The sequence below is a fragment of the Archangium lansingense genome (assembly GCF_026626635.1).
Classification (GTDB): domain Bacteria; phylum Myxococcota; class Myxococcia; order Myxococcales; family Myxococcaceae; genus Archangium; species Archangium lansingense.
In genome coordinates, this window is sequence record NZ_JAPNKA010000001.1 from 12,020,795 (window position 1) to 12,043,088 (window position 22,294).

The following is a 22,294-nucleotide window of genomic DNA, read 5'->3' on the forward strand; positions in this document are numbered from 1 at the left end:
CGGGATTGCAACCAGTTCATCGCGCCCGACCGAGGATGCGGACGGACAGCGGCTCGACGGTGACTTCCACCGTGGGAGCAGCCGTCAGGCGGCCTCCGTCGAGCAAATCTTCCGCGTCCGCGCCGCTCCAGGCCTCGGGCCAGGGGAACGAGGCGGACGCCTTCTTGTCACTGCGGTTCACCGCCACCACCACCGCGTCGCCGGACTCCGCGTCGTGCCGGAGGAAGGTGTAGACCTCGCCCTCGGTGGCGAGCCCCTTGTGGGAGCCGCGCGAGAGCGCCGGGTGGGCTCGGCGGATGGAGATGAGCTTGCGGTAGAGCTCGCGCAGGGACTCATCCCGCGGCAGGCCCGCGCCGGGCTGCACCGCGCGCTCGCCCCAGGGCATGTCGCTGCGATTGGCCGGCCAGTCACCGCCGGGACGGCCCACCTCCTCGCCGTAGTAGATGACGGGGATGCCAGAGGTGGTGAGCTGCAGCGCCGCCGCGAGCCGGAAGCGCGCCTTGTCGCCCTTGAGCTGGAAGAGCAGCCCGGGCACGTCGTGCGAGGACAGGAAGTGCGACAGGTGGTAGCCCTTGCGCACCTTGTGCCGCGAGCGGAGGTAGGAGTCGAAGGCCACGGTGCGCCCGCGCCCCAGCGCCCACGCGAGCGCGTTGCCCTGGAAGCCGAAGTCGAAGCCGGCATCCATCTCGTCGTTGCTGAACCAGGGGTCCAACGACTCGCGGTCCCCGCCCCACACCTCGCCGAGCAGGAAGAAGTCCTTGCCCAGCTCCTCGCGCGTGCGGCGGCGGTGCTCCTGCCAGAAGGGATGGTCGACGTGCTTCACCGTGTCCAGCCGGAAGCCGTCCACGCCCGAGCGCTTGCCCCAGGCAATCTGCGCGTCGAGCAGGTACTTCGCCACCTCGGGCTGCTCCGTCTTGAAGTCCGGCAGGCCAGACACGCAGCTCGTCAGGTCATCCTGCCCGCAGGTACCCTTCTCTTCCGAGCGCAGCCAGCCCTTCGTCTCGGGCGCCTGGAGGTAGCGCGACAGGTAGCCGGGGTGGTTGTAGACCACGTCCAGCAGCACGCGGATGCCCCGCTGGTGACACGCGTCCACCAGCGCCTTCAGCTCCTGCTCGGTGCCGAAGCGCGGATCCAACTGGTGGAAGTCATCCGCCCAGTACCCATGGTAGCCCCAGTCCGGGAAGCCGGCGCCGGAGACGAAGCCGTCGATGTTCTTCACCACCGGGGTAATCCAGAGCGCCGTCACACCCAGCGAGGACAGCTCGTCGAGCTGCTCGCGCAGGCCCTTGAAGTCTCCGCCGTGGAAGGCGCCCGGGGCCTTCTTGTCCACCTTGAGGTTGTTGGCGGCATCGCCGTCGGCGAAGCGGTCCAGCACGACGAAGTAGAGGACCTCGTCGGCCCAGCGACGCGCGGGAGCCTCGGGAGCAGCCGCGACGGGCGCGGAAGGCGTGGGAGCAGCAGGGGATGCAGCGGCCTCAGGCGCCGCCGGAGCCGACGCGCCCGTACTCACCTCCGAGGTGGTCTCCCTCGGGGGCGGCGGCTGCGGGTGAGCGCAGCCCGCGAGCGCCAGCGGGAAGAGCAGCAGGGAGGTGGCGAGAGGATGACGAATGTTCGCGCGTCTGGTCTGGGGGCGACAAGGCGACGAATCAACCATTGCGCGGGACTTTTTCACACCCGCTTTGGAAAGTGAACCTCTCGACTCGGGGTGTCCCGAAACCTCCGGAGATCCACGAGGTTATCGTGTCTTTTTCACGTAAAGCGCTCCGCGAATACACGCGTTGTCAACATCACCCACGAGGTGGATTGAAAAATGACACGGCGCGCCAGCGCACTGTGTCAATACGGGACGGTGTTGGTCCGATCCGGGAGCTGCACGGGGTCCGCCTTGCCCACGTCCTGCACGACGATGATCTCCCGGGCGATCATCTCGGTGTCGTTGTTGGCGAACGCGGCGCGCACGGTAGAGCCAGGCGCCAGGAACTCGCGGCCGATCTGCTTACCATCCTGGTAGTAGCGCGTCTGGTCGGTGATGCGCAGGTAGCGGGGCCTGCCCCACTTGTCCTCGATGACGAGCACGTCCGAGTACTCGCCGGTGACGGTGCCCTTCAAGGTGAAGCCCCGCTCGAGCGAGTGGGGATTCTTCGCCACGGTGCCCTCGCTGCCCGAGCCGCTGCGCATGGCCACCGTCCTGTCCGTCCTACAGCCCGCGAGCAGCACCGCGCCCACCATCGCGCCCCAGATGATTCGCCTCATGCTCGCCTGCCCCCCAGGGCGGAGAACCGCCACCCCACGGGGAATGTGGAGAGAGGCCTCGGATACCGCAACGAGCCCGGATGAACGGCTGCCCGGCTGCCCTAGACGCCGAGGCGGGCGAGCAACGCCTTGGAGCTCTCGCGCTCGAGCACCAGCAGCACCTGGCCGGACACCGCGGGCGCACCCACCGAGGAGAAGCGAGTCTCCAGGACCACCACGCGATCGTCCCCCTGCGCCTCCGCCACCGCGCGCGAGACCACCAGGCCCGCCGCGCCCCGCACCAGCTCTGGCACCGAGGGCAGCAGCCTCCAGCCCGTCAGCGTCCCAATGGCTGACAGGCACGCGCTCGCGACGATGTTGGCCGCCTCCGACAGCGCGCTCTCACGCTCCTCCGCCGGCGCGTCCTGACGCCGGAGCAGCAACGCCTCCAACGCCACACTGTCCTCGCGGGGCAGCACCAGCAACAACGTGCCCCGAAGCTGCCCCTCCATACCCAACCTGGCCGCCACCACGGGCGCCTCACTGCCGCCCAGCAGCTCCGCCACCTCCGAGGCCGCGGCCAGCACGGCACGAGGCACGGACAGGTTCACCGTGCGGCCTCCCACCAGCCGCGCGAGCGCGTTGACGGCATGCCCGCAGCCGATGTTGGCCACCTCGCGGAGGGCGTCCAGCTGAATGTCGCTCGGAGAAGGGCTCACGCGGACAGTAACCTCGGCACATCCAGAATGAAGACCGGGCGGCCACTTCCCAGGATGGTCACTCCCGAGAGCCCCGGCAGCAAGTCCAGGGGCCGGGACAGCGGTTTGAGCACCGCCTCTTCCTGCCCCACCAATCGGTCAACCGCGAGCGCGACCCGTCCCGCGTCCCCTTCCATCACCACGAAGGGCCTGACGCCCTTGCGCGGCGGGGCCCGGACGCCCACCAGCTCGTCCAGCCCGTATACCGGCAGCAGCCCCTGGCCATGCGGCAACAGCGGCATCTCCCGGCTGCGGTCCAGCTTCTCGCTGTCCGCCTCCATCGCCCCCACCACCTTGGCGATGGGCAGGCCGAACACCTCGTCCCCCACCGCCACCAGCAGCAAGTGCACGACTGCCACCGTCAACGGCAGCCGCAGCGTGAAGCGCGTGCCGCGCCCCAGCTCACTCTCAATCTCCAGCGTCCCGCCCACGTTCTCCACCACCCGCTTCACCGCGTCCATGCCCACGCCGCGGCCGGAGATCTCCGACACGTCCTTGGCGGTGGACACGCCCGGCAGGCACGCGAGCATGAAGGCCTCGCGGTCCGTCATCCGCGCCGCCGCCTCCGCGCTGAGGGCGCCGCGAGCCACCGCCGCCGCCTTCAGCTTCGCCGCATTCATGCCGCGGCCGTCGTCCTCCATCTCCAGGACGACCCGGTCACGCGCACGACGCACCGACACCAGCACGCGCCCGCGCGCGCCCTTGCCCCCCGCCAGGCGCTCCTCCGCCGGCTCCAGGCCGTGGTCGATGCAGTTGCGCAGCATGTGCAGCAGCGGATCCGCCAGCTCGTCGAGGATGGCCCGATCGAGCTCGATCTCCGCGCCCGTTATCACCAGGTCCACCTCGCGCTCCCGGCGCCGGGCGATGTCGCGCGCCGCGCGGGGCAGCCGGTCCGTGATGAGCGACAGCGGCGTCATGCGCGCGCTCATCACCTTGTCGTGCAGGTCCTTCACCAGCGCCTGCAACCGGTAGACGCCCTCCTCGATGGGGGGACGCGAGCTCTCCGGCAGCACCTTGCCCAGCTCGCGCAGGCGCGCGGTGGCCAGCAGCAGCTCGCCCACGGTGTCCAGGAAGTAGTCCAGCAGCTCCGTGCGCACGCGCACCGTGCGCGCCGCATCCACGCCCGTGGGGGGCCGGGGAGCCTCCGCCGCTGCGGGGCTCGCAGCAGCAGTGGCGGACGCGGGCGGCGGCGCCACCACCGCCGGCTTCAGCGAGACGAGCTCCACCTCCGCCACGTTGCGCAGCGCCTTGCGGATGCCCTCCTCGCCCTCGGCCGTCTCCAGCTCCACCTGGATGTTGCCCTCGGGGATGCGGCCGGCCTTGAGGTCCTCCAGCGGAGGCTGCAGGCCGTGCAGCGTGCCCAGGCCCGTCAACCGCTTGTGCACCAGGAAGGCGCGCACCCCTGGCGTCTGGCAGGTGGGGGCAATGCGCAACCGCACCGCCCAGCGCGTCGCCGTCTTCGAAGCCCCCTCCCCTTCCGTCGCGGGCGCAGCGGCTGCCGGGGCTTCGGCCGCGGGAGGAGGCGGAGGCGTGGCCTCGGAAGGCTCGGGGTGCACACGCGCGGCGACGGTCACTGGCGCGGGCGCGGCAACCGCCGGGATACTGACCGACGGCCGGTTGAGCACCCGCGTGGCGCCGGGCGTGCGACCGGTGACGACGCTCACCTTGTCCGCGAGTTGGCCGAGCAGCGCCGAGGCATCATCCGGCGGCTTGTTGTCCGCCACGGAGCGCACCTGAGCCAGCATCATGTCGGTGGCACCCAGCAGCAGGTCCACCAGGGTGCGCTCCAGCTTGCTGGGGTCCTGGCGAATGGCGTCCACCAGGTCTTCCACCCGGTGGGCCACCACGGCGATGGACTCGAAGCCCATCGAGGAGGCCATGCCCTTCACCGAGTGGGCGTGGCGGAACATGGAGTCCACCACGGCGGGGGCGCCCTCGCGCTCCAGCTGCACGAGATCCCTGCCCAACCCCTCCAGGTGCTCGCTCGCCTCGGTCAGGAACAGGCCGAGGTAGCGGGACATGTCCATCGTCATGTCCTGCCTCGGTGGCGCACGACAGCTCTCCGCACGCCTGCATCAGGGCGGGGCGCTAGCCCTCGCCCAGTACCTTCTTCACGACGGCCAGCACGTCCTCGGCCCGGAACGGCTTCACGATGAAGTCCGATGCTCCCGCCTCGATGGCCTCCATCACCAGGCTCTCCTGGCCCAGCGCCGAGCACATGATGACGACCGCGTTGGCGTCGAACTTGATGATCTCCCGAGTGGCCTCGATGCCGCTCTTGAACGGCATGACGATGTCCATCGTGGTGAGATCTGGCTTCAGATCCTTGTACTTCTCCACGGCCTCCAGTCCGTTGGCCGCCTCTCCGACAACCTCGAAGCCACCGGACGCGAAGATGTCCTTGATCATGTTGCGCATGAAGATGGCATCGTCGACGACCAGCACCCGCTTAGCCATGTGCAGCTCCGCCTCCGCTTAAGGCCCCGAGAGGGCCGCGGACACTACCACCCGCCCATTTCGGGCGGCTACTCACTTCTGTTGAGTCGCGGTGAAGAGTCCAACCACCGCGGAATCCAGTCCCTCTGGATCCAAAACCGTCACTGCCAGGCCCTTCAACCGCGCCACCCCGCGAACCGCCGGCACCGTCTTGCCCGGAGCCGCACTCACCCGCTCCACCGCCTCGATTCCATCCACATCCGTCACCAGCAGGCCGATGTCCCGCCGCCCCCGCTCCAACAGCACCACCCGGCCTGATGGGGTGGGCCCATCCGGCAGGCCCAACAACTGGCGCAGCTCCACCACCGTCACCACCCGACCGCGGAGGTTCATCACCCCCGTCACCGCCGCCGGAGCCCGAGGCACCCGGGTGAAGCGCTCTGGAGGCACAACCACTTCCTTCACCGCGGCCAGCGGCAGCCCGTACCGCTCCTTCTCCACCCGGAAGATGACATGCCGCACGGAGAAGACTTTCTATCAGCAGGTCTGGGGTTCAGGGAAATACGTGAAAGCGAACAAGCGGGCGACCCTCCCCCCGCCCCTCCCCCAGGGGGAGAGGGGGTGGGTGGACAGGATTCAGGCATTCAGCCGGAAGCTGCGCACCACGCTCTGTAGCTCGATGGAGAGGTTGGTCAGCTCGCTGGCCAGCGAGGTCATCCGCACCATGGCATCTGTCTGATCCTGAATGACTGCCTGGATGGCCTCGGTGGAGGCGGCGTTGTTGCGGGCCACCAGGGAGATCTCCTCGGTGGCGTTCACCATCTCCTGGCTGCCCTTGAGCTGCTCGCGGGCGCTCTCGGAGATGAGGTGCACCTTCTCGGCCACCTTGCGCACGGTGTCGGTGATGGCGCTCATGGAGCGCACGATGCCGGTGAGGTCCTCACGGCCCTCGGCCAGCTCCTCGATGCCCTCCTTCATGGCGCTCACCACCGCTGTGGACTGGCCGGAGATGTCGCGCGCCAGCCGGGAGATCTGCTCCGCCGAGCGGCCCGCGCTCTCGGCCAGCTTGCGCACCTCGTCGGCGACCACGGCGAAGCCGCGGCCGTACTCACCCGCGCGCGCCGCCTCGATGGTGGCGTTGAGCGCCAGCAGGTTCGTCTGCTGGGCCACCTGGGTGATGGCGTCGACGATCTTCGAGATTTCCTGCGTCTTCTCGCCGAAGGCGAACACCTGCTGGCTCGCCGCCTCGATGCGGTTGAAGACCTTCTTCACCTTCTCGCCAGCCAGCAGCGCCGCCTTGCTGCCGTTCTCGGCTGCGCTGCTCGTCTCGGCGGCGGTGCGGGCGGCGTCCTCGGCGCTCGCGGCAGTGCGCTGGATGCTGCCCGCCATCTCGGTAATCACCTTGGACGTCTTGCCCACCAGCTGCGACTGCGTCTCCGCGCCCTGGGCGATCTTGTCCATGGACAAGCCCACCTCTTCATTGGTCGCGTTGACGTTCTCCGCCGAGCCCTGCAGATCCTTGGCCGTATCCGCCACGCTCTTGGCGGTGTCCTGAATCTTGCCCACCAGGTCGCGCAGGTTCTCCTGCATCCGGCGGATGGCCATCGCCAGCTCGTCGATCTCATCGCGGCGCAGGGCGCGCGGCGGCTCGACGATGAGTGGCTTGGACAGGTCACCCTGGGAGATCTCGAAGGCCGAGCGCGAGAGCACCCGAACCCGCGTCACGCGAGCCAGGTAGCGAGGCAGGCTCAGCGCCAGCCCCAGGGTGATGCCCAGCGCCATGCCGATGCGCCAGTAGAAATCCAGCAGCGGCTCCGCGATGAGGAGTGCCGCCGTCAGCACGCACCCCATCATCAGGTAGCCGGTGAAGATCTTCAGCTGTAGGGAGACCTCATGCCCTCCCGTGCCGGGCTGCTCGACACTGCGCAGCAGCCGCTGCACGGGATCACGGCGGGGAGTGAGGCCGGGAGATGGATCGTCGCGGAGAGGGCGGCGCACGGTTTCGCTTTTTCCGGGGGACAGCGACAACGGGGTACGGGTTTAGCCCTCCCGTCCGGATCGGTCAATCCGGCGGCCCCCTCGGAAGTGATCGAAGCCGGCAGGCAAGCGCAAGCTTCGTCCCGATGCGTCACGGATGTGTCCCGGCACACCCGGAGTGAGCCGGCCGATGCGTGTGACGGACTCCTCTCCTCGGAGACAGGCTCGCTCGAAGGCGGAGGTACGCTCAGGTGGGACGGCGAGGAGCAGCTCGTAGTCCTCGCCGCCCGCGAGCGCTCCCTCGCTCCCCAGAGAGGCACGAACGGCCCGGGAGAGGGGCAATCGCTCGAGCTCCAGCTCGGCGCCCACGCGCGAGGCGGTGCACAGGTGCCCGAGGTCCTGCGCGAGTCCATCGGAGAGGTCCAGCCCCGCCGAAGCGAAGCGCGCGGCGAGCCGGCCCAGCGTCATCCTCGGCAGCGGGCGCTTCTGGCGAAGAATGGCCGCCGAGCGCCGCAGACCCGCTTGGAGCTGTTGCAGTCCCAGCCGCGCGTCCCCCAGCGTGCCCGAGACGTACAGCACGTCTCCCGGCCGGCCTCCCGCGCGGGTGATGGGCGCGGTGCCCGGAAGCAGCTCTCCCGCCGCGGTGAGGGTGATGGACAGCTCGCGCGCGGAGGTGAAGTTGCCGCCCACCAGGGTGATGTTGTGCTCGCGCGCCAGTGCGCTCATGCCCCTCGCGATGCCGGACAGGTCCCGGCGCGGAAAGTCCCGGGGCAGCGCCAGCGCGCAGACGAACCAGCGCGGCACCGCTCCCATCGACGCCAGGTCCGACAGGTTCACCGCCAGCGCCTTGTGGCCGATGTCCTCCGGAGAGAACCAGGCCCGCGTGAAGTGCACGTCCTCCACCACTGCATCGGTCGTAATGCACTGTGCGCCCTTGGAGGGGGCGAGGACGGCACAGTCGTCTCCTGGGCCCACGGGCACTCGCGCCCGCGGGAAGTGGGAGAGGAAAAGATCGATGAAGGTGAATTCGCCCGCGGCCCGTGTGCTCACGGAGCGCAGGGTAGACGCTCACCCCGGCCCTCTCCCAGAGGGAGAGGGCGTAGTGGAGCTCAGAAACGCTCGGGATCCGTATCGATCGGTGGCGGGATGTACGCCGGTCCCTGCCCCGACAGCGGCGGCTCCTTCGGAAGCACCACCCGGAAGCACGAGCCCCGACCCACCTCGCTCGTCACGGACACCTGCCCGCCGTGCCCTTCCACGTAGCTCTTCACGATCGCCAGCCCCAACCCCGCTCCGCCGTACTCGCGCGTCGGGCTGTCGTCCACCTGGTAGAAGCTCTGGAAGATGCGCTCGCGCTGGTCCACCGGGATTCCCACCCCCGTGTCCTCCACCTCGATGCGGTAGCCGTCCACTCCCAGGTCCGCCTGCGGGCCCTGCTCCGACAGCCGTACCTCCAACCGCCCACCGCCCGGCGTGAACTTCACCGCGTTCGCCAGCAGGTTCACCACCACCTGCCTCAGCTTCTCCCGGTCCGCCACCACCCGCGGCTGCACCACCTCCGGCAGCTGCATCTTCACCGTCAGGCCCTTGCGCTGCGCCTGTGGCATCACGCTCGTCAGCGAGCTCTCCACCAGCTCCTGCACGTCCACCCATTCGAAGGCCAGCCGCACCTTGCCGGCTTCGATCTGGCTCATGTCCAGGATGGAGGAGATGAGCTTGAGCAGCGTGTTGCCCTTCTCCATGATGGTACGCACGAACTGCATCTGCTCCGCGTTCAGCCCCCCCACCAGCCCCTCGGACAACATCTCCGAGTAGCCGATGATGGACGACAGCGGCGTGCGCAGCTCGTGGCTCACCGTCCCCAGGAAGCTGGATTTGATCCGGTCCGCCTCCTTCAGCCGCTGGTTGAGCCGCAGCAGTTGCGCGTTCTGCGCCTCCAGGTCCCGCTGTGTCTCCAGCATCGCCTCGAGGTGCATCTGCCCCGTCAGATAGGACTTCTGCCCGGCCGACAGCAGTGCCGTCATCACGTGGGCCACGTGCGCCAGCATCTTCGCCACCCGGTGCTCGGACAGCCGCCCCACCTGAGCCAGCAGCTCCCGCGCCCGCTCCAGGTCCAGCCCCTCTACCTCGGCCAGCGAGGCCGGCAGGTCCGCCATCTCCTCCGGTGCGAACGGCCCGAAGACGACCCGCCCCAGCACATCCCCGTCCCACTGCACCGGCATCACCACATAACGCAGGCCGGTGAAGCAGGGCTGCGCCAGCCACTCTCCTCCCAGGGGACTCGTCCCAGGCAGCACCTGTGCCCCCTGCGAGGGCGCGAGCGGGCCATCGATCAACCGCGCCACCAGCGCCCCACACCGCGAGCGCCCCTGGGCCGTGGTGTTCACGAAGCCGCAGAAGTCTCCGTTGCTGCCCTTGGTGTCCGCCAGCGTCCGGCCCCGCTCGTCCACCACCCGGATACCCACCCGGTACAGCTCTCCGAGGCTCTCCACCACATCCCCGAAGGTGAGTGGATCCAACATGTCCACCAACGAGGGCTTTCGCTGGAGCACCGAGCCGGCGTGCTCTGGCCCGCTCCCCGCGGCGCCTGGTTTGTCGGCGCTCATCGCGCCCTCCCTGCCGAAGCCGGATAGAGGGACTCGAGGGCGGTGCCCGTCAGGTCCATCTGCTGAAAGATGTGCGTGAGGAACTCCTTCTCCGTCAGGCCGATGTTGCGCGACAGCCGCGCGCGCTCGTCCAGGTTGCGCCACGCCGACTGCAAGAGCGCGTGCAGCGTCTCCATCACGCCCTCGCCCCTCAGGGCCACCGCCCCCACCACCGGCTCCGCCCCCTTCTTGCGCGCCTCGTCCAGCTCCGCGTCCGTCTGCGCGTCCGGCAAGTCCCGCTTGTTGAACTGGATGACCACCGGCACCTGCGTCGCGTCCAGACCGATCTCCCTCATGTTGGCCCGGAGCTTGCGCCAGTAGGCGTTGTTCTCCGCGGAGGCGCTGCGGCGGCTGTCGGCGATGAAGGCCACCGCATCCGCGTTCTGCAGCACCACCCGCCGGGTGGCGTCATGCACCACCTGCCCCGGCACGGTGAAGAGCTTGAGCTTCACCTTGAAGCCCGAGCTGCTGGTGAAGAACACCGGAAGCAGATCGAAGAAGAGCGTACGATCCTCGTGTGTCTCCACGCTGAGCAGCCGGCCACGAACCTCCGGCCGGGCCCGCGCGTGGATGGCACGCAGGTTCGTCGTCTTCCCACTCAGCCCTGGGCCGTAGTAGACGATCTTCAGGGTGAGTTCGCGCTGGGCGTGGTTGAGTTGCACGTGCGGAGCTCAGGCTGCCGAGAGGGAGGGGGAAGGTTCGGCCAACCCGCTCCAGGCGGACGGTTTTTTATAGTGAAAGGTGTTCAGCATTGAAAGCCGCCCCCCACCCTACCCGTGTGAAAACCCCCGGATGAGGCGGGAGCGGGCGGCCTTGGAATGCCTGGAGCCCATGCGCAGTTTGGGAAAGTCCGGCTCTACCCCCGTGAGGGGAAATGTGCGCCGAACCCAGGGCGTGCATGGGCACCGGGGAAGCGGTTAGGATCGTAGCGCAATGGAGGAGCAAGGCATGACGATGAAGCGGGTGGACCCGGGCGTGGAGGTGGCCGCGATGCCAGTGCCGGATATGGCCAACCTGCCCAACGACCTGGCGCCGGCGGTGAAGTTTTCCGCCCCGACCGATGAGGACATGGCGTCCGTGGCCGCCCTGCGCTCCAGCTCGGAGCCCTGGAAGAGCCGCGGAGAGACGGTGGAGGACAGCCTCAAGGCGCTGACGGCGCTGAGGCCCTTCGTCCACGTGGCCAAGGTGCAGAACCAGGTGGTGGGCTATGTGACGGTGGAGCGGGACGGCCCGGTGCCCGGCGCCGCCTACATGCGCAACATCGTCGTGCGGCCGGAGCTGCGCCGGCGCGGCCTGGGCATGGCGGTGCTCAACCAGGCCCTGCAGGTGGCGCGGGACATGTTCCGCAAGACGATTGCCCTGCGGGTAGACCCGGCCAACGCCCCGGCGGTGAGCTTCTACCGCAACGCGGGCTTCACCACCGTGGCCACGGTGGTGTCCAAGAAGTCCGGCAAGCTGCGCCTCCTCATGTCTCGAGAGCTGTGAGCGAGGCTCCCAGGACGGGAAGAGCGGCCGCGTCCTCCAGGACCGCCTCCTCCCTCTCCTGAAAGCGCCCGGCAAGGACCCTCCCCGAGGGCCCGTGCCGGGCGCTCTCTTTTATGGCCGCTCTCCCGCCCGCCCACGGGCCCGGCGGCGCACCGGCCGTCCTCTTTCCAGAATTCGAGGCAATTCGCGGCTATGCTGCTCCGCTCTCCCGGCGGCGGTGGGGCCCCGGGCTGGAAGAAGGATGAGCCAGGAATGAAGACCCTCACGGAGTTGCTGCGTCACCTGACCCGCCCGGGTGTAGTCGAGCTCGCCCTCATCTCCGGGCGGGCCCCCATGGTGAAGACGGCGCTCGGCGCCTTCGAGGCGCTGGACGAAACCGCGCTCACCCAGCCGAGGCTCCACGTGATGCTCCAGACGCTGGTGGGCGAGGCTCGCGCCACCAGTATCTCCGACAAGCCCAGCCAGTGGGCGCTGCGGCTGGAGGGTGTGGGCCCCGTCGTTGTCGGCGCCCTGCTCCGGGGAGACGTGCTCAACGTGCGTGTCATCCGCACCGAGCCGGAGCAGGCCGGAGCACCCGCGCCCCGGGCCCCCGCGCCAGCCCCCACCGCCCCCCCGGCTCCTGCCGCCCCCTCGGCTCCTGCCGCCCCCTCGGCTCCTGCCGCCCCCTCGCGTCCGGCGGCCCCGGCGGGCCTGTCCCCCAAGCCAGCCCGAGGGGTGCAGATCCTCCCGACGGAGAAGAACACACCCGAGCCTCCGGCGCAGCAGCCCGAGCCGCCTCCGCCCGCTGCCGCCGAGCCCGTGGTCGAGGAGCCCAAGGCCCCCCGGCTCGTCGTGCGGCCAGAGTCCGCGCGCAACCTGACGATGCTGCTGGAGGACGCGCGCACCGTGGGCGCGAGCGACCTGCACGTCGTCGCCGGCCGCCCTCCCCTCTTCCGCCTCGTGGGCGAGCTGCTGCCCCACGGCGACCCGCTGCCGCCCGACGCGGTGGAGACGATGCTGCTGCCGCACGTGCCCGCGCGCCTGCGCCCGGTGCTCGACCGCGAGGGGAGCTGTGACTTCTCGCTCGACCTGGGCGAGTCCGGCCGCTTCCGCGTCAACGTCACCCGCCAGCGCACCGGCTACAAGGGCTGCTTCCGCCTCATCTCCCGCCAGATTCCCACCCTCGAGTCGCTCGGCCTGCCGGTGGACATCGCCAAGGCCACCCACCACCACCAGGGCCTCATCGTCGTCACCGGCCCCTCCGGCCACGGCAAGACGAGCACCCTGGCGGCCATCGTGGACCGCATCAACTGCGAGACGACCCACCATGTGCTCACCGTGGAGGATCCGGTGGAGTTCCTCCACCCGCGCAGGAGGGCGCTGATGAGCCAGCGCGAGGTGGGCACGCACACCAAGACGTTCGCCAGCGCCCTCAAGGGCAGCCTGCGCGAGGACCCGGACGTCATCCTGGTGGGCGAGCTGCGCGACACCGAGACGGTGCGCATGGCGCTGGCCGCCAGCGAGACGGGCCACCTGCTCATCTCCACGATGAACACGCCCAGCGCGGCGAAGACCATCGACCGGCTCATCGACCTCTTCCCTCCGGCGGACCAGGCGCAGGTGCGCATGACGCTCGCCAGCAGCCTGCGCCTCATCGTCAGCCAGCGGCTGCTGCCGAGCGCGGACCGCCAGAGCATGGTGGCCGCCGCCGAGCTGCTCCCGGGCTCGGTGGCCCTGGGCAACCTCATCCGCGACAACAAGACGTACCAGATTCCCTCCCTGCAGCAGCGCGGCAAGTCGCTGGGCATCGTCCGCTTCGACGACTCGCTCGCCGACCTGGTGCGCTCCGGGAAGACGACGCTGGAGATCGCGAAGGCCTACGCCGAGAGCCCCGACGAGTTGGAGGCCATGGTGACGGGCAAGCGGCCCGGCGCGCCCCCCGAGGGCGCACAGTCGCCGGATGGGGCCAAGCAACTGCTGTCCAAGATGGGCAACCTCCTCAACCGGAAGAGCGCCTGATCATGAGCTCCACGCCGCGCATCGCCGCCCTCTTCGACAAGCTCCTGGAGAACAAGGGAAGCGACCTGCACATGAGCATCGGCCACCCGCCCCTGGGGCGCATCCGCGGCCAGCTCACCCCCCTGCGCGAGGCCCTCCTCACCCAGCAGGAGATGGAGTCGCTGCTCTTCGAGCTCACCAGCCCCGAGCAGAAGCGGCAGATAATGGAGGAGCTCGACCTGGACTTCGCCTACAGCTACGGCACCAAGGCGCGCTTCCGCTCCAACTACTTCTACAAGACGTCGGGACTGGCGGCCGTCTTCCGCACCATTCCCAGCAAGGTGCTGTCGCTGGCGGAGCTCAACGCTCCGGAGGTGGTGCGCAAGCTGGCCGAGCGCCGCAGCGGACTGGTGCTCGTCACCGGCCCCACCGGCAGCGGCAAGTCCACCACGCTGGCGGGGATGATCCACCACATCAACCACTCCCGCCCGGCGCACATCCTCACCATCGAGGATCCGGTGGAGTTCGTGCACGAGTCGGCGAAGTCCCAGGTGACGCACCGTGAGGTGGGCATCCACGCCTCCAGCTTCGCCACGGCCATCCGCTCTGCGGGCCGCGAGGACCCCAACGTCATCCTCATTGGCGAGCTGCGCACCAACGAGACGATGAAGCTGGCACTGCAGCTGGCCAGCTTCGGCGTGCTGGTGATGGCCACGGTGCACACCAACAGCGCACCAGCCACCATCGACCGCATCATCAACTCCTTCCCCGCAGAGGAGCAGCCCCAGGTGCGCGGCATGCTCGCCGAGGGCCTTGCCGGCATCGTGGCCCAGCAGCTCATCCGTACGGCGGATGGAAAGGGCCGCGTGGCCGCGCTGGAGATCCTCATCGGCACGAGCGCCATCGCGTCGATGATCCGCGAGGGGAAGGTGTTTCAAATCGCGAGCAAGATGCAGGCGAGCCAGAACCTGGGCATGCAGACGCTGGACATGAACCTGGAGAAGCTGGTGGCCGCGAACACCATCACTCCGGAGGCCGCCATGGAGAAGGCCCAGGACAAGGAGGCTTTCGCCAAGGTGCTCCAGCGGCTCAAGCCGGAGTTCGAGGTGCCCGAGTTCGACCTCGGAGAGGCCGGCGGCTCGCACTGAGCCTCAAGTGGGCACGCGCGCGGCGGGGAGTCACGCCTCCGCCGTGACGTCCGAGACACTGCTGGCCTTCAGGGCCCGCTCGAGCCACCGGTCCAGGAGCGCCGGGTCCCTGCACGTCAGGATGAGCTTGCGAGCGTTGTCGTCCACGTGAATACCCCGCATGGTGAGAATTCGAACGATGTCCTCGGCACGCCCCTCGAGCCGACCCTTGAGGATTCCCTCCTGGCGACCCTGTTCGATGAGTTCCTCACCCACAGTCATCATCACGTCCTCCGTTCGCTTCGTACCTGCCACGGAACGTAACACTTCCTTCGTGGCCTCACGCGCCGCCTTGTTCCCCACCTGGAAGAGGTAACGGACGACCACGCGCAGGTTGTCGAGCCCATCGGGGGCGGCGTGAACCTCCGCGAATAACGCCGTCCAACCCGCCAACCGTTGGCTGAGCTCCTCGGAGCGTCCGTAGCGCAACGCGAGCAACGCCAGTCGCGCCAGGGGAGGACCAGGGCGTGCCATCAACCCCTCCGCGCGCTCTGCCGTCAGGTCGTCGAGCAGGAACTCGAAGCGTGGAATGAGCGTCCTCCATTGCTCCCTCACCTCCGCCTCTTCTGGCAGTTCGAAAAGCTCCTCGACCCGGCGAGGCGCCGTCCAGGCTCCGCCAGGCCCGTGGTACATGACCAGGGGAACGATCACCGGTAGCCGCTCGCTCTCCGGGTGCGCCTTGCGCCAGTGCTCGGCCTGACGAACCACGTAGCGAAGCATGCGCAGCGCCATCCATCCATCCACCGAGGACTGGTGCTCGAGGAGGATGTAGAGCAGGAGCTGCTGTCCCCCGAACAGACGGGCTGAGAAGAGCAGGTCGCTCTGGGTCTCCCTCAGCTCCGGGTCCACGACAGAGCCCGGCTCGCGGCTCAGGGTGGACCAGTCCACTCGGGACACGACTTCTGGAGGCAAGACGGCGCGCAGCTCGGCCGCCGCCCGCTCGGGTTGGCCCAGGGTGAATCGCACAAAGAGGTCATGGGGACCGGACATGGCGAGCAGTGCTCAGCATGACGCGTACCAATGCGACCTCGCGACGGACCTACCAACGCCCCCGTCCACGCCGACTCCCAGCGTCCCGAAAGGGAGACGCTCAGAAGTCGATGTCGTCCTCGCGCACGACCTCGGGCCTGCCTTCGAACCATGCACTCAGCGCGTCGAGCTGGTCGATGCGCCGCGCCGGCGGCAGGCTGGTGAGGAAGGCGCGCCCGTAGTTCTTCGTGACGATGCGCCGGTCCAGCATCGCCACGATGCCCCGGTCCGCCCGCGTGCGGATGAGCCGGCCGAAGCCCTGACGCAGCGCCAGCGCCGCCTGCGGGAGCTGGTAGCCACCAAAGGCCTCCTCACCCCGCGCCTCGAGCTGGCGGATGCGTGCCGCCACCACCGGATCCCCCGGCGATGCGAACGGCAACCGGTCGATGATGACCAGGCTCAGCGCGTCCCCCGGCACGTCCACGCCCTCCCAGAAGCTGTGCGCCGCGAAAAGCACACTGGGCACCTCGCGGAAGGACTCCAGAAGCTGCTGCTTGGGACGCTCGCCTTGCAACAGCACCTGGTAGGGCAGCCGGCTGCGCGTCAGCGCGTGCGCTCGCTCCATGTTGCGCAAGCTGGTGAAGAGCACGAAGGCCCGGCCTCCCGTCACCTCGCACAACCGGAGGATCTCCTCCGCCGCCGCCTCGATGAAGCCGGTGGCCGCCGGGTCCGGCAGGTGCGTGGGCAGGTACAGCGCCGACTGCTGCTCGAAGTCGAAGGGGCTGGGCACCGACACGGTGCGCACGCTCGCCACCGGCACGCCTTCCTCGTCGTACAGCCCCATGCGCCGCGCGAAGAAGTCGAAGCGGCCCTCCGCCGCCAGCGTCGCCGAGGTGAACACCACCGTGTCCACCCCTCCGTAGAGCCGCTCCTGCAGCTCCCTGGCAATCTCGATGGGGCTCGCGCGCAGGAACACTCCCCGCCCGCGCGCCTCCGCCCAGTACACGTGGTCGTGCGACTCCACCTTCTCCAGGAAGGACAGGTCCGCCACCAGCTCTGCGCACCGCCGGGTGAGCAGCGTCAGCTCCGGCTCACGCTCGCTCGTGGTGAAGGCCGACAGCGCCGAGAGCGACGCCTTCACCTGCTCGATGGAGCCTGACAGCAGCGCCAGCCGCTCGGGCTTGAGCGCCACCGCACCCTCGCTCTCGTTGAGCCCCAGCACCCGCGGCGCCTGCGAGAAGAGCGCCTCCGCATGCGTACGCAGGCGCACCACCAGCGAGGACAGCATCCCGAAGCGCGAGTCCGTCGTCTCCAGCGTCCCCAGCGCATCGCGCACCAGGTCCTCCAGCCGGAAGCTCGATACCGAGTGCCCGAAGTGGCTCCCCGCCGCGTCCTCCAGGGCGTGCGCCTCGTCGAAGATGACCGCGTCGTATTGCGGCAGCACGCCCTCGCCCCGCTGGCCTCGGCCTCGCAGCGCCAGGTCCGCGAAAAAGAGGTGGTGGTTCACCACCAGCAGGTCCGCCGCCTCCGCCGCTCGCCGCACCCGCGTCACATGGCAGCTCTCGTACACCGGGCACTTCGAGCCCAGGCACGTGTCCGACGTCGTCGACAGCCGGCTCCACGCACTGAAGGACTCGGGCAGCTCCAGCTCGCTCCGGTCCCCTGTCTCCGTCCGGCTCGCCCACGCCTGCAGGTGCTTCCAGTACCGCCCCTCCTCGCGCGAGGCGAACTGCGGATCCTTGCTGAAGGACTCGTAGCGGTGCAGGCACAGGTAGTTGTTGCGCCCCTTGAGGTATGCCGCCTCGAAGGACAGGCCCATCCGCTCGCGCAGCAGCGGCAGGTCCTTGAAGAAGATCTGCTCCTGCAGCGTCTTCGTCGCCGTGGACACCACCACCCGCCGGCCCGACAGCAGCGCCGGCACCAGATAGGCCAGCGTCTTGCCCGTGCCCGTGCCCGCCTCGGCCAGCAGGTAGCCCCGCTCGCTGAAGGCCTTCTCCACCGAGCGCGCCATCTGCAACTGCTCCGGGCGGTACTCGTAGGCCTCCAGCGCGGACTGGAGCGCCCCACCAGGGCCGAGCAGCGTGTCGACAGAGAGCCGGAGCGAGGGGGCGGGCAGGGACATTGCGGGGAAAGGCGCGGGAGGGAGAGGCACGCGAGAATAACAGTGGAACGCTCGCTCGTCGGGTTTTGTGACGGAGGGGTCCGAGTGCCTGCTCGGGGGGCATGGGACACCTGAGTCCCTCGGGGAAGACCCTCACCCCAGCCCTCTCCCAGAGGGAGAGGGTGCAGGCACGGATACAACCCGGGGTCCTTGGCCCCCTCACCCCGGGGGGCTTGCCCCCCCTTTGAACGACGGGGGCCTCCTCTCCCGGAGGGCGAGGAGATATCTGCGACCCAGGACTCCCTGGTTCTCTACTGCGCGGGCGGGTACTTCTGGAGCTTCCGCTGGAGTGAGCGCCGGTGCAGCCCCAGTCTTCTCGCTGCCTCGGAGATGTTGCCGCCACAGTCCGCCAACACCCGCTGGATGTGCTCCCACTCGGCTCGCGCCAGCGTCGGCGGCTGGAAGTCCTCCGTCACCTGCGCCGGCTCGCCTGGGCCTCGTGAGAAGGCGACCAGCAGATCATCCACGTCCGCCGGTTTGGGCAGGTAGTTGAACGCCCCCAGCTTCACCGCCTCCACCGCCGTGGCGATGCTGCCGTAGCCTGTGAGAACGATGATGCGCGTGGACTCATCCAGTGCGTGCAGCGCCCGCACCAGCTCCAGCCCACCGCGCCCCGGCATCCGCAGGTCCACCACCGCCAGCTCCGGCGACTCCTTCGTGGCCAGCGCGAGCGCCTCGTCATACGAGCCCGCGGTGCTCACCTCGAAGCCGCGCTCGCGGAAAGCCCTCGCCAGCCGCTCGCGGAACACCGCCTCGTCGTCCACCAGCAGAAGGGTCGGGGCATGGCCGGGCGTCGGGCTCGTCATGGTCCTGGCTTCGCGCGGGACGCCTCCAGAGGCAACGCGGCGGATTGTCGCAGCCCCCCCGCCGGCCACGTCAGCACCACCGTCGTCCCCTGGCCCGGTGTAGAGCGGAGCACCAATCCTCCGCCCAATTGCTCCAGCACCGCACGCGTGAGGAAGAGGCCCAGCCCCATCCCCTCCCCGGGTGCCTTGGTGGTGAAGAAGGGCTCACCCGCCCGCGCAAGCACCTCCGCCGGCATCCCCTCGCCCGAGTCCTCCACCGTGAGCCGCCACCCCTGCGCCTCGCGCACCAGCCCCAGCCGCACCTGCGTCCCCGGCGCCGAGGCCTGCAGCGCGTTCTTCACCACGCCCCGGATGGCCCGAGCGAAGGCGTGCGCGGGGACCAGCTCCCGCTCCTCCCGCGTCCGAGCATCCAGCTCCGTCTGCACCCGCTCCCGGTCCGGCAACCCCTCCAGCGCCTCCTCCACCAGCGCCGCGGGTGCCAGCTCCACCATGGACTCGCCCTGGCTCGCCCCCGCGTCCGACGTCATCTGCGTCAGGATGTCCCGGCAACGCGCCACCTGCTCACGGATGAGTTGCACGTCCTCGAGCGTGGTGGCCTCCGCCCCGGTGCGCGCCAACTGGCGCTCCAGCTCCCGCGCCGCCACGGCGATGGTGGACAGCGGGGTGGACAGCTCGTGCGCCGCTCCCGCCGCCAGCGTGCCCAGCGCTGTCAGCTTCTCGTGGCGCGCCGCCGCTGCCCGGGCTTCCACCAGCTCCGCCTCACGCGCCGCCAGCGCCCGCGTCACCCGCTGCACGAAGTAGACGATGAAGCCCGCCGCCAGCGCGAAGGCCGCCCACATCCCCTCCAGGTGCATCCGCACGTCATGAATGTGGTGCTGCGGATGGTGCGCGGAGGACAGCTCACTGCCCCAGCTGGGAAACCACAGGTGGTCCACGAAGAGCGCGCCGAAGCACGCGATGGCCAGCCCCGTCAGCCCCCACGTCCACCCCGCCCGCAACACCACCGCCGCCAGCGCGATGTGCACCAGATACAGCGCGCTGAAGGGGTTGAAGGGGCCGCCGCTCAGGTCCAGCAGCACCGTGAGCAGCACCACGTCCAACGCCATCACCGCCCAGAGCAGCCGCTCGCGAATGAGGCGCTCGCGCCGGGCCCACAGCCCCAGGGCCACGTTGCTCGCTGCCGCCACGGCAATGGTGGCGAACAGCGGCCCCAGCCGCTGGAGCATGCCCAGCCCGAAGTGCACGCCCAGGATGAGGGCCACCTGCCCGACGATGGCGCCCCAGCGCAGGCGCAGCAGCCAGGAGAGGTTGATGGACTGAGCGTCTCGCACTGCCCTACGGAGTCCCAGACGTCAGCATCCGCCGCACCTGGGCGCCGATGACCACGGCCGCCACCATCAGCAGCAGGAACAGCACGCCCAGCCCGGCCATCTTCAGCTTCGTGCGCTTGTCCGGCGGAGGCGTGGCCATGAAGGTCGAGCCCGCAGAGGCCAGCCGGAGCACCTCCTCGCGCCCCCGCTTCGCCACGGCGTCATCCCCATTGCGGGCCAGCCGGATGCGGTACAGGCGGCCCAGCGCGGCCAGCTCCCCGCGCTCCGAGGACAGCGCGAGCACCTTGTCGTGAGCGCTCTTGCTCTCCCACAGCTCCAGCACCCCCAGCCACGTGGAGGCCACCGCCCCGGAAGGACGGAACTCCTCGGCCCGGAAGCGCGCGTAGTCCAGCCCGCAGTAGGGGCACACCGCCGCGCCCTCCTTCTTCACGCCAATGCACTTGGGGCAGTAACCCGCCGGTGGCATGAACGGGTCTTCCGACGACGACTGCGCGGAGGGCGGAGCGGACGGCGTGGAGGCGTCTGCAACCACGCGCAGCTGGGTGCTCGAGGCCCTCGCCGACATGGGCTCCGGAGCAGCGGGCGCGGGTGCGGACTCGCCCCCTCGCGACTGCACCTCCGAGATCCGCAGCACCATCAAGTTCGCCGCCGCGGCCTCCGACATCGCCAACCGGGACGACGAGCTCTTCGCCGACACCGGCTCGGGCGCCGGAGCCTTCGCAGCCACGGGCTCGGGCGCGGGGAACTTCGTCACCACGGGCTCGGGTACCGGGGCCTTCACCACGGGCACGGGCGCCGGAGTCTTCGCCGGCTCGGACACGGGCGCCGGAGTCTTCGCCGACTCGGGCGCCTTCGCCTTGCGGCGCGCCTCTCGGGCCTCGTTCTCGATGGCCGCGAGCACCTCCGCCGGCACCGCCACACGCCGGGTCGGCTCGTTCTCGATAGGGTCCGGCTCGGCCTCCTCCTCGCCGAGCATGATCACCGGCTCCGCCGACTTCGACGACTTCGACGATTTCGACGACTTCGACGATTTGGAGGGGGCCGCGGGGGCAGCCTCCTCTCCCTGCTCGGGCACGCCGCGCATCTCCACCTTGCAGCGCGAGCATTTGACCACGAGCATGCCGTCTTCCAACCGGAACGACGCCGGAGGAACGAGCCGCTCGCAAGCCTCGCAGAAGTACTTCACCAGATCTCCATTCGGATGGGCACGGGCATGGCACACCCCACCAAGGCGAGGAAGCATACCGCGCAGACCAGCTTCCGCCCGAGTCCCAAAGGCTCGGCTGGCTGCGTTACCTCCGGGTGGCCGAACCCCACCAGCTTGGTCGCTACCAGGAACCAGGGCCCCCAGGTAACCGTGTAGAACAGGGTGAGGAAAAGCAGCACCAGGGCCATGGCCTTCCCCACCCAGCGAGCGTGCTTCCCCCACAGGGCGTATGCCAGGTGTCCGCCATCGAACTGTCCCACCGGGACGAGGTTGAGCAGCGTCACCAGCAGGCCGAACCAGCCGGCAATCACCACCGGGTGCTCCTGGAGGCCCTTGCCCGGGGGCAGCGGCCCGAGCACCAGCCACTTCAGCCCCTGCATCAGCGGCCCGTCCCCGAAGACGAGGAGGGCATGCTGGGGGGTAAAGGAGCTGTCCGGGGGGGCCTCGGCCAGGGAGAGCTTCACCTGGAGCCATTGAACGAAGTCCCCGCCCAGGCTCCAGAGGGAGGTGCGGCCCGGAAAGGAGGCGTGCACCTCGGGCACATCCACCACCGGGGAGTGGGCCAGGCCCCAGAGGAGAAAGGGCAGGGCCACCGCCAGGCCGGCCAGGGGCCCCGCCGCGCCAATGTCCACCAGGGCGTTGCGGGTGGGGATGCGGCTGCGGATGCGGATGACGGCGCCCAGCGTGCCCACCCCGAGGTATGGCAGCGGGATGAAGTAGGGCAGCGACGCATCCACCCCGTGCAGGCGCGCCAGCAGGTAGTGCCCCATCTCGTGCGCGCCCAGGATGGTCAGCAACGCGACACTGAAGGTCAGCGCTTCGGAGAGCCGTGCACTCCACGGGAGGGACGCCCCGAGGAAGAGGCTGTCGAACGTGAGCGAGGTGGTGCCGACGGTCAGCACGAAGAGCAGCAGGTGCAACCACGGGCGGTTGACGGTTCGAACGGGGGCGCTCTCCATGGTGCTGGAAGGGGGTAGCCATGCCCCCTCCACATTTCAACGCGCACCCGGGCGAACGGGCCAGGCCCGCGGGTCGGAAGATCCATTGCTTGACTTGAAAGGAGCCTTTGCTACGACGGCCCGGCAGCTTGAAGACCAATCGACCTGTTGGGGGCCTAGTCAGC

General features: G+C 69.4%; 19 protein-coding genes. 3 read left to right on the forward strand and 16 right to left on the reverse strand.

What is annotated here, in order from left to right:
- Positions 1-16: 16 nt before the first annotated feature.
- The 10 genes from OV287_RS48075 to OV287_RS48120 all read right to left on the reverse strand — a co-directional run bounded on the left by OV287_RS48075 (position 17) and on the right by OV287_RS48120 (position 10,710).
- Positions 17-1,510 carry an alpha-amylase family glycosyl hydrolase gene (locus OV287_RS48075; RefSeq protein WP_267540805.1) on the reverse strand — a complete coding sequence of 498 codons (1,494 nt, stop codon included), beginning with the start codon at positions 1,508-1,510 and terminating at the stop codon, positions 17-19.
- A gap of 326 nt (positions 1,511-1,836) precedes the next feature.
- The gene (locus OV287_RS48080) at positions 1,837-2,253 is read right to left on the reverse strand and encodes a hypothetical protein (protein ID WP_267540806.1); all 417 of its coding nucleotides are present in this window, start codon (positions 2,251-2,253) and stop codon (positions 1,837-1,839) included.
- Positions 2,254-2,354: 101 nt separating this feature from the next.
- Entirely contained in the window at positions 2,355-2,951 is a 597-nt protein-coding gene (locus tag OV287_RS48085; protein ID WP_267540807.1) for a chemotaxis protein CheC, read from the reverse strand.
- Positions 2,948-5,023, reverse strand: a complete 2,076-nt coding sequence (locus OV287_RS48090; protein WP_267540808.1) for a chemotaxis protein CheA — start codon at positions 5,021-5,023, stop codon at positions 2,948-2,950. Before OV287_RS48090 ends, OV287_RS48085 begins: the two co-directional genes overlap by 4 nt.
- 55 nt (positions 5,024-5,078) lie before the next feature.
- Positions 5,079-5,447 (reverse strand): response regulator, encoded by a 369-nt coding sequence (locus OV287_RS48095; protein ID WP_267540809.1) that lies wholly within the window; start codon positions 5,445-5,447, stop codon positions 5,079-5,081.
- Between the two features lie 72 nt (positions 5,448-5,519).
- Positions 5,520-5,948, reverse strand: a complete 429-nt coding sequence (locus OV287_RS48100) for a chemotaxis protein CheW (RefSeq protein ID WP_267540810.1) — start codon at positions 5,946-5,948, stop codon at positions 5,520-5,522.
- Between the two features lie 114 nt (positions 5,949-6,062).
- Positions 6,063-7,424: a methyl-accepting chemotaxis protein gene (locus OV287_RS48105; protein ID WP_267540811.1), complete on the reverse strand. Its 1,362-nt coding sequence runs from the start codon at positions 7,422-7,424 to the stop codon at positions 6,063-6,065.
- Positions 7,425-7,466: 42 nt separating this feature from the next.
- On the reverse strand, positions 7,467-8,453 hold the full coding sequence (thiL, locus tag OV287_RS48110; RefSeq protein WP_267540812.1) for a thiamine-phosphate kinase: 987 nt from the start codon (positions 8,451-8,453) through the stop codon (positions 7,467-7,469).
- Between the two features lie 59 nt (positions 8,454-8,512).
- Positions 8,513-10,009, reverse strand: a complete 1,497-nt coding sequence (locus OV287_RS48115) for an ATP-binding protein (RefSeq protein WP_267540813.1) — start codon at positions 10,007-10,009, stop codon at positions 8,513-8,515.
- Positions 10,006-10,710 (reverse strand): GTP-binding protein, encoded by a 705-nt coding sequence (locus tag OV287_RS48120; RefSeq protein WP_267540814.1) that lies wholly within the window; start codon positions 10,708-10,710, stop codon positions 10,006-10,008. The genes OV287_RS48115 and OV287_RS48120 overlap by 4 nt, the downstream gene beginning before the upstream one ends.
- 286 nt (positions 10,711-10,996) lie before the next feature.
- Here OV287_RS48120 and OV287_RS48125 point away from each other — a divergent pair, with 286 nt between their 5' ends.
- The 3 genes from OV287_RS48125 to OV287_RS48135 all read left to right on the forward strand — a co-directional run bounded on the left by OV287_RS48125 (position 10,997) and on the right by OV287_RS48135 (position 14,658).
- On the forward strand, positions 10,997-11,533 hold the full coding sequence (locus OV287_RS48125) for a GNAT family N-acetyltransferase (protein WP_267540815.1): 537 nt from the start codon (positions 10,997-10,999) through the stop codon (positions 11,531-11,533).
- Positions 11,534-11,785: 252 nt separating this feature from the next.
- A complete protein-coding gene (locus OV287_RS48130) occupies positions 11,786-13,531 on the forward strand; it encodes a type IV pilus twitching motility protein PilT (RefSeq protein WP_267540816.1) in 1,746 nt (581 codons plus the stop codon).
- A gap of 2 nt (positions 13,532-13,533) precedes the next feature.
- Entirely contained in the window at positions 13,534-14,658 is a 1,125-nt protein-coding gene (locus OV287_RS48135) for a type IV pilus twitching motility protein PilT (RefSeq protein WP_267540817.1), read from the forward strand.
- 30 nt (positions 14,659-14,688) lie between these two features.
- Here the strand turns inward: OV287_RS48135 and OV287_RS48140 are convergent, their stop codons facing one another.
- The 6 genes from OV287_RS48140 to OV287_RS48165 form a co-directional block, all read right to left on the reverse strand.
- Entirely contained in the window at positions 14,689-15,687 is a 999-nt protein-coding gene (locus OV287_RS48140; protein ID WP_267540818.1) for an Rpn family recombination-promoting nuclease/putative transposase, read from the reverse strand.
- 100 nt (positions 15,688-15,787) lie between these two features.
- Positions 15,788-17,788 carry a DNA repair helicase YoaA gene (gene yoaA, locus OV287_RS48145; RefSeq protein WP_267540819.1) on the reverse strand — a complete coding sequence of 667 codons (2,001 nt, stop codon included), beginning with the start codon at positions 17,786-17,788 and terminating at the stop codon, positions 15,788-15,790.
- Positions 17,789-18,078: 290 nt separating this feature from the next.
- The gene (locus OV287_RS48150; protein ID WP_267540820.1) at positions 18,079-18,633 is read right to left on the reverse strand and encodes a response regulator transcription factor; all 555 of its coding nucleotides are present in this window, start codon (positions 18,631-18,633) and stop codon (positions 18,079-18,081) included.
- Positions 18,630-19,964, reverse strand: a complete 1,335-nt coding sequence (locus tag OV287_RS48155) for an ATP-binding protein (RefSeq protein WP_267540821.1) — start codon at positions 19,962-19,964, stop codon at positions 18,630-18,632. Before OV287_RS48155 ends, OV287_RS48150 begins: the two co-directional genes overlap by 4 nt.
- Before the next feature lie 4 nt (positions 19,965-19,968).
- The gene (locus OV287_RS48160) at positions 19,969-21,207 is read right to left on the reverse strand and encodes a hypothetical protein (RefSeq protein ID WP_267540822.1); all 1,239 of its coding nucleotides are present in this window, start codon (positions 21,205-21,207) and stop codon (positions 19,969-19,971) included.
- On the reverse strand, positions 21,147-22,130 hold the full coding sequence (locus OV287_RS48165) for a site-2 protease family protein (protein WP_267540823.1): 984 nt from the start codon (positions 22,128-22,130) through the stop codon (positions 21,147-21,149). The genes OV287_RS48160 and OV287_RS48165 overlap by 61 nt, the downstream gene beginning before the upstream one ends.
- Positions 22,131-22,294: the final 164 nt, after the last annotated feature.